The following is a 7,861-nucleotide window of genomic DNA, read 5'->3' on the forward strand; positions in this document are numbered from 1 at the left end:
TAAATTCCATGAAGCGGTCATTCAGTACGACGCGTGCGTAGGTTATAGTACTTGTAACTAATTGGTTCGCGGATCTGAACCGGTAAACTGTAGCGCGTAATACAGGAGGCTACCACTTTGGATATGATCGCGGAATTCATCAGTCGTTACCGGAAGGAGTTCGACTTCTACGAGCAGTCGTGCCGAATGGTTGCTCAGATCCTTGAGGCTAACCTCAGGTCTGCCGGGGTGCGCGCAATCGTCACCTCACGGGCGAAGAATCCAACTCGCCTTGAAGAGAAAGTGCGCCAGCGGTCTATAAAGACCAACTACAAAAACGTAGAGGAGATTTATAAAGACATCGTTGACCTTGCTGGAGTGCGAGTCGCGTTGTACTTTCCGGGGGAACGTGACGAGGTTGGAAAAATCGTTCGTTCCTTGTTTTTGCTAGTGGAAGAACCCAAAGAGTTCCCAACGACTGCGCAGCCCACATACAAGAAGCGATTTTCTGGATACTGGGCAACGCACTACAGAGTCCGCATTTCGGAAGCCAGCCTAAACGAATCTCAAAAGCGATACTCAGAAGCAAAGGTCGAAGTACAGGTCGCATCGGTTCTTATGCACGCGTGGTCTGAGGTGGAACACGACCTTGTCTACAAGCCCCTTCAGGGCACACTCTCTGAGGAGGAGTACGCGATCTTGGATGAGCTAAATGGGCTCGTGCTCTCCGGGGAGATCGCGCTAGAACGACTGCAAAGAGCAGGAGAGCTCAGAGCATCGACTCTTGGTCGGGAGTATGCGAACCACTATGACCTAGCCGCGTCCCTACTTGACCTCGCTCGCACCAACCTTAGTGGCGCCGATGTAAATGAAGCAGCCATGGGCAGGGTAGACGTGTTGTATGCACTGCTGAAGGCGGTTGATCTCAACACCCCTGACCAATTGGCCAAGTACGTGCAAGTTCTCCACAGCGACTTTGAGAAGAGGCCATTGTCCGAGCAGATCATTGATCAGATCCTCGCAGAGGATCCAACCCGGTACACGACCTATGAGAAAATTCGGCTCATTGAAGCACCGCTCGCTGCACTGACGAGCGATGTGTCCCGAAACTCTCAAACTCAATCCATCGGCGAGTTTATGGGGCTCTGGATCCAATATGAGAAGCGCCTTCGATCGCAAGCTACGGAGGCGGGTATTACTATGGTCGCGATGCCCACATCTCGTCTTCTGCACCGCCTGGAGGTTCCGAAGGAAATATTTGCCTCTGCAGAGCGCCTTCGCCGGTTCAGGAATCAACTTGTGCACGGAATCGAGGTCCCTGATAGTGAGACCATTCAGGCAGCCACTAACGAGCTACACATGCTCCTGAACTACCTTGCGCCACCACCGCCGGCGCCACGGAAGTCGCCTCGAAAGGGAGCGAAGACGAGCAAGTCTGCTGACGCATAGACGATCTGCCTATCGCACAAAACAGACCCCACAACTTTTTCGTATCGAGGCGTCCAACACTGCTATCAGGACGGCCGTCCTCTAAAATATCGAGTGTCCGTTTCTTCAGGCTGCAAGCGTCCGTTCCTGGCCGTTAGTGACCAGCCGACGGGCTAAGAGTCACGGCCCGCAAGCCCTCTAGACGTGGCGCGTCACTCGAGCGCTAGGTACCTAGCCGAATAACTCAGCTTCAGCTTGGCTTTGTTCGTTGCCCCAGTTCTGCCAAGTAGCCCGTTCTTGATTGTAGGCTGCCAAGCTAACGGCTCTGGGGCGTATGTTCTGAACGTCACTCTTTCCTTTGTCGAAGATGTAGCGGTCGGCATGTTCAACTATGACCTTTCGTAGGAACTGTGCCGTCTGGCTGTCAAGCACAGTTCCTCTAGGCCAGCTTCTCCGGCCTATGCAATTGTGGAGAAGGTGTTTCGGGCTGAGAGGCATAATGATGTCGACTTTAGGAACACCCCAACCACCGCCAAAGTCATAGTTCTTGTTGTTGTGGTAGTTGAGCTTGATAAGAGGGCTGTCCGATGTTGGCCATGACATTCCGGCCGGGGCATGCACGACAGTCCAATGGTTATTGGTAATTTTCGTAATGGTGTCGGTTAGCAAGTGCCGCGTACTCCATAGCCATAGGTGCCTCCCTACGACAGTCCTGGTCTCTATGCCCCCGTCTCCCTCCGGATACCTCGTAATTGAAACCTTGAGCGGGAAGGGATTGTTAAGGTCTGGTTCTGATTTTGGTATCGTGACCCCAGCCTTGACGGCAGCTTCAAGGTGCCTGACAGAAGTTTCAAGCGTCTCGTTCATCAACTTTTGCATCGTGTCGCGGTGTCGAGCAAGGAAGGTGCGCAAGTTAGCAGGGGTGCGGACATCCTGGGCAACGGCGAATCGAACTAATTTTCTCCAGTGCTCTTGGGACATTCTCTCGTCATTGATTGCGAGACGAATAGCTTCCTCGGCAGGCGCTTCGAATTCCTGGCTAAGCCAACGCTCGAACTCGTCAGTTTCCTCTTGACCTGCTCGATAGGTGTACAGATGTTGATGGAAGGCAATGCCCCGAAGGGAGTGATCCTTCCATAGAGGCGCCTCACTGTTCGGGACGAGAAGCCGATAGGTGGGGATCTTCCCATTCGTCACCCATTGCTTCAGATAGAGCTGCGGTACGTAGTGGTTGTCTTTGCGAAGCTGAATAGTTTTTGCCATCGTCCGCTCTAACGGTTAGTTTGGTTGGAAGCTCTGTAATTTGGGGAATCGGGCTCAGAAGTCTCTGGCGGGACTCTTCTATGTACCCAGCTGTATCGTTACAGCCTTTAGGCGAAACTATCCTTTGCCATAGCTGCCGAATAACTGGTTTCAGTAATAGGCCGCTTCTGGCCGATTGTAGCCAAAGCCTGATGGCCGAACTCGAGCAGTCATCCGATGAAAGCCCCGAAGCCGTAATACACATCGAGCTCTTCTGCTCATGTCTCGTCGATGCCACAAAACGTGCCATTTCACAAACACAAACTCCCATTGAACATGAGCCTGCTCGGCGCGCAGGCTATAGTGTCTGAACGAATTCGCTCACGGACCCGATCCAGCAACTGTGTGGCGTGCAGCCCCGGGGGGCAGCGGGTTTCATGGCTGAATTTAGGACTGTATTTTCACACAGAACATATGCTAGCAAAGCTAGGCTGCTATAAGCTCCTTGCAGTGCTTTTCCCTTGCCATTTAGACCGCAAGAGCCAGATATAGCCTGCGGCTTGGCGCGGTCTGCATTACGTTATATATAGGAGTCGCCGTGTCTTTTAAGCCGTTACGAAAAGACCTGACAGAGACCTCCAGACGCTGCGATTTCTGTCCAAAGTTTCTTACCTCATTAAAGGTTTATGTCCTTGAAGATGAGGGATCAGGAAGAATTGCGTATGCTGGCCCAACATGCGCAAAAAACAATATTGGGGCTAACTACACCCTTGTCGGCATTCCTGACCTTACGAAATTCACTCTGCCCAACGGAGAAGGTGAAGGAGGTGTCGGTGGCGCAGGCGGTTCCAGTGGTAGTAACTCCGCCGATCCAAATCGGCAGGCTCTTGAGTATCTGGTTCTCCGCGAAGAAAAACTGGCGGATGAAATGCACACCTCATACTTGGTACTAAAGAACTGCTACAACAAGTCCAAAACGGCCTCACTTACCGAGGCTGAAGTTCGCCACATAAACAGCATCGAAGCTAAGGCTCCGGAAAAGTTTAGGTTGGTCAATCTTCAAAAGTGCTACAACTACCTTTTTTGGATAGATGTAGGCATAGAAAAACTGCCAGAGGCGAAGACCGAATTTCTTCGCAACGTTAGGCGATCCCTAGTAAAGGATGGTGAAATTTCACATGCACAGAAGGTTGCCGTAAATAAATGGCTCGTGAATATTCCGGGTGTTCCCCAGATCAAGTAGCTATGCATAACTTGGCGCTCAACCTTCTCCCTTTTGTCGCTGGCATTCCTACCCTTATGGGCACCCCGGAGGTAAGTAATGACCCCACCAAGCTCAGAGCCTCAGTCGCAAAGAACTTCAAGCTGTCCCTAGTTCTAGATTTTTTCGTTAATCTCTACAAAATGCCGCTTTTAGCAGAGCTTGTCTTTGTGCCTTTTACTGCTCTAGTCGGCGGACTTCTTGCTGTGGCGTAAAGCAACGAAAAATATGCACCCGTACAGAAGCTACTCAACGGAACTTTCACTGCCGTAGGTCTAGGGATTTTTATTTTTGTAACCTACCAAGTAACTACAAACTTTGGCGCGATTGCAAACGCAAACACATTGCGGGATTTGGCACTTCCAATCATCTACAACATTGCGTTCATCCCTCTTATTTGGGCAATGAGCATCTATGCAGCATACGAATCTGTATTCCGCCTCCTACCATTCATGATTAAAGATCGCGCATTGCATCCCTATGCAAGGCGCAGACTAATTCTCAGTTTTCGCACAGACGTCTCCGCGCTCAATTCTTGGTTCAAAACAGCTCGGTCTGGCACGTTCAACACCCGCAGCGACGTCCTTCAGTCAATCGCAGCGATTACTAGGTCACGAGATGTGGCCTAACAGTTCGTTCAAGCCGACGCTGCTTTTTTGCGATGCAGCTTAATGCAGACGTTCGCTAACGACTGAATTAAGACATGCCGAGAAGCGCTGCAGGTTTTGAACTAATTGTTATGCCCTCATGCCATTCACTCTTGTCCGCCACTCAAGCAGCTTGCCAAGGTGATGCTTCAGATCGCCTTGAAGATGTGCTGGATCTCCGGCGCTTAGGCTGAAACTGGTTGAGACGCACATGGTCGCGAATGGTGAGGTAATCCCAGGCGTTCGGGCGTCTAGCAGATGGGAGCTCACAACTTGTTGGACTGATTCTGGGAGTTGCTCGCGAAGTGCACAGCATACTTGTGCGCCGCACATTGAGAACAGTGTCTCCGAAAGATAAGACTAGGTTTTGGGGACATGCTGCAGGCATTTGTGGTTGGCTTAACACTCTACTCTATGAGCTTGCATTTCGTTATGCAAAGTAACTGTTGCCGTATATATAAAAGCCTAGTAGAGGTGATTTTGATCTGCGAAACAGACAGAAAGTCATTAATCACGTCGCCGCTCATGGCCGAGTGCCGCCACAGATAGGTGACCACATCTTACTACTCACTCGTTGAGCACGATCAGCGCGGTCGCCTCGGCCTGGGTGATCCAGCGAACCCGAACGGTGAGTTATTACTTCCTCCTTAGTGCAGCTAAGTTTTCGAAGTCTGACCAAGTCAGTTAGCACAGTTGTGTGACATACAGCCTGCTCAGCATGATCTGCTGAAGGTTCGATATGGCTGATATATATGGTTCACCTCTGGCATTTCATTTGATGATTTTTGTTCTAAATTTCGTCTTCCTTAATTTGTGCTTAGAAGAAAATGGAAGTTTTTAGAAACATTCAATTTGGCGTTGACATCGCGACCAGCCTTACCATTATCGGAGCTCTTTTATCGTGGCTCTTAAACCAACGCAAGGTCAGAAAAGATGAGGCGCTGCGGCGCGAACAGGAAAGGCAAAGGGGGATCAATGACGCTGCTCGTGCCGTCGTGGCGCAGAGCATTAATAGCGTAATTTCTAACTTGGCTGGCAGCTTCAACCAGATTGTGACCGACGGGACTTATATCGAGAATCGCATAGATCGGGCATATGCGGTAGGTGGCAGAGATGCGCTGATTCGTTATTTGGACTCTGGTCTAATTAGTTTGGACGATATCCAAGAAAGGTTAGTGACATTCCGCGAACGGATTTCCAATTTCTACGAATCTGCGGCGTCGTCTCGCTACTTGTTGATCCCATCGCTTTATTCCTTGCCTGAAGGTGGGGATGCCATTCAGAGTCTCAAGCGTGACTTCCAAGACATTATGGCTGCTCACAATCGGATTGCCGGTGGTTATGTAGCCCTATTATCTGAGCTGCGGCCATTGGCTATTAAAGTGCTGGAGCTCAAGAAGAACGGCGGTAATCCCGAGGAAAATGGCGCAGCCTTTTACGAACAGAATGAGTCTGCTGTTGATTCTATAGTCTTTGATGGAGACTATTTCGCGTTTATTGAAACCTGCGTTCCCTCTGGTCGAGAAGAGGATTTTAGGCGACTGATTGAATCAGGCGTGACGCGATTTTCTGAGCTCGATGACTCAACTAAGGCCCTTGTTGGTTCTGTTTTATCGAACTTCATAGGCACGCTTTTGAAATCTCCAAACCAGCTGATCGCGACGGTTTTGATGCTGGTCAGCAAAGAGCTGCAGTTGACGCGATGCGAGTGCAAGGAAGCCTTGGTAAACCTTGCGGCTATCTCTGCCCGCGTGCATTCCAAAGAAAACACTTTGCCGATCGCTGAGCTTGCGCAAGAGCTAAGGTCAGACAAATATTTTAATGTGGGCTCTGAGATTCGTTGAGACCCAACCGGTTGTGCGGCCCTGTCTTGCAACCGGGCGGATGGCTTTCACACCTAAGAAAGCCATCCGCTTATGACTGCAGTGCATCAAGACTAAGATCACGAGTTGTGTTGCGCCATCAAGATATTTCTTTGGGGGCATCTATAATCTCGCCCCATGGCAACACGTAGAAGCAGCAAACGCAAGACCTCCAGAAAGCCGTCCAATCGTAAATCCCTCCGTTTACTTCTGACCTCGACGGCAGCGTCATTCGCATTTTTCACCACGCTTTTCAATCCGCAGCTGGCCCATCTGGTCGGGCTCGAGCATTTTGACATTGGCCGAGTGGCCACGACCGTAGCCAGCCAGCCGCCAGTCGCGACAAAATCCGGGCTTATTCAAACCTCGTTCAAAGACTGCCCGCAGTTCTTTCCGGGCAAGCCGCCGGCAGTACCCGCTGCTACAGGGCTGCGTGAGCTGTGTTTTTCGTCGTTCGCGATCTTACACAGCGGCCAGACTAAGACGCCTGTGTTTGTCGCCCAGCGTCTGAATCGTAAGATGCTGGAACAGGCGAAAAGCGTTGAGCGACAGGATCGGTTCTATGAGGAAGGGCGCTTGCCGGCGACGGAGCGGGCCAAGCTGGATGATTACAGGGGCTCCGGCTACGCCCGTGGCCACATGGCACCGGCGGCTGATATGCACACGCCCGACGCCATGACGCAAAGTTTCAGCCTGGCCAATATAGTGCCGCAAGACCAGCGTCAAAACAGCGGGCCGTGGAACAAGATCGAGGAAGACACCCGTAAATACATCATGCGGGCCAAGGGTGACGTTTATGTATTTACCGGGCCGGTGTATGCCAACAATTCACAGCGGATCGGGGCAGGGCGGGTTGCCGTGCCAACGCACCTGTTCAAGGTCGTCTATGACGCGACGACGAAGCGGTCATGGGTGCATTGGCAGGAGAATGGGCCGGATGCCATAGCAGGTCGGCCGATCAGTTATGACGAGTTTATATTGCGCACTGAGCTACGGCTCTTCCATGTGACTTCGGGGTAAGGTGCAGTAGTGCGGCCAAAATGGCTGCTTCAGCGTACGCAGTTAAAGAGTATTCACGCTGACTACCTTAGTGTGCGTCATGCAATGCGCCGTGATTTTGTACAAAAACACCAGGTAGCCAATGCCCAGCGTCAGGATGCTGATAATGGCCCAAAGGATGATGTTGCCGATGATGCTGGCCAGATCAATCGTGCAGACGAGCCGACCAACCTTTCTGCCTTCTCCGTCAAATGCATAGGTCTTGCTGATAATGAAACGCTGCATGTAGTACGGGAATACGAACTGAAGCGCCCCGGGATTTGTGGAGGCTCCAACATCTGAGAAAATGGAGCCATGAAGAAGCAAAGCAAATTTTCCCCCGAAGTGCGTGAACGCGCTGTACGTATGGTGCTCGAGCACCGTGGAGAGTACCCATCGTTGTG

General features: G+C 51.2%; 6 protein-coding genes. 4 read left to right on the forward strand and 2 right to left on the reverse strand.

Features of this window, described 5'->3' with window-relative positions:
• Positions 1-123: 123 nt before the first annotated feature.
• Positions 124-1,428: a GTP pyrophosphokinase family protein gene (locus CHR62_RS11845; RefSeq protein WP_199722933.1), complete on the forward strand. Its 1,305-nt coding sequence runs from the start codon at positions 124-126 to the stop codon at positions 1,426-1,428.
• 210 nt (positions 1,429-1,638) lie between these two features.
• Here the strand turns inward: CHR62_RS11845 and CHR62_RS11850 are convergent, their stop codons facing one another.
• The gene (locus tag CHR62_RS11850; protein ID WP_123661062.1) at positions 1,639-2,670 is read right to left on the reverse strand and encodes a DUF4238 domain-containing protein; all 1,032 of its coding nucleotides are present in this window, start codon (positions 2,668-2,670) and stop codon (positions 1,639-1,641) included.
• A gap of 577 nt (positions 2,671-3,247) precedes the next feature.
• Here CHR62_RS11850 and CHR62_RS11855 point away from each other — a divergent pair.
• The 3 genes from CHR62_RS11855 to CHR62_RS11865 all read left to right on the forward strand — a co-directional run bounded on the left by CHR62_RS11855 (position 3,248) and on the right by CHR62_RS11865 (position 7,439).
• Positions 3,248-3,892, forward strand: a complete 645-nt coding sequence (locus tag CHR62_RS11855; RefSeq protein ID WP_123661063.1) for a hypothetical protein — start codon at positions 3,248-3,250, stop codon at positions 3,890-3,892.
• A gap of 1,492 nt (positions 3,893-5,384) precedes the next feature.
• On the forward strand, positions 5,385-6,401 hold the full coding sequence (locus CHR62_RS11860; protein WP_093970513.1) for a hypothetical protein: 1,017 nt from the start codon (positions 5,385-5,387) through the stop codon (positions 6,399-6,401).
• Positions 6,402-6,557: 156 nt separating this feature from the next.
• Entirely contained in the window at positions 6,558-7,439 is an 882-nt protein-coding gene (locus CHR62_RS11865; protein WP_123661064.1) for a DNA/RNA non-specific endonuclease, read from the forward strand.
• Between the two features lie 42 nt (positions 7,440-7,481).
• On the opposite strand, the gene CHR62_RS11870 is transcribed toward CHR62_RS11865, so the two are convergent.
• Positions 7,482-7,784 (reverse strand): DUF6693 family protein, encoded by a 303-nt coding sequence (locus CHR62_RS11870; protein ID WP_233574983.1) that lies wholly within the window; start codon positions 7,782-7,784, stop codon positions 7,482-7,484.
• Between the last annotated feature and the right edge of the window lie 77 nt (positions 7,785-7,861).

This window comes from Pusillimonas sp. NJUB218 (genome assembly GCF_003788685.1).
GTDB lineage: Bacteria > Pseudomonadota > Gammaproteobacteria > Burkholderiales > Burkholderiaceae_B > Neopusillimonas.

Coding starts and splice junctions, on each gene's coding strand:
- CHR62_RS11845 (WP_199722933.1), top strand. CDS start 124: ATGATCGCGGAATTCATCAGTCGTTACCGGAAGGAGTTCGACTTCTAC.
- CHR62_RS11850 (WP_123661062.1), bottom strand. CDS start 2,670: ATGGCAAAAACTATTCAGCTTCGCAAAGACAACCACTACGTACCGCAG.
- CHR62_RS11860 (WP_093970513.1), top strand. CDS start 5,385: ATGGAAGTTTTTAGAAACATTCAATTTGGCGTTGACATCGCGACCAGC.
- CHR62_RS11865 (WP_123661064.1), top strand. CDS start 6,558: ATGGCAACACGTAGAAGCAGCAAACGCAAGACCTCCAGAAAGCCGTCC.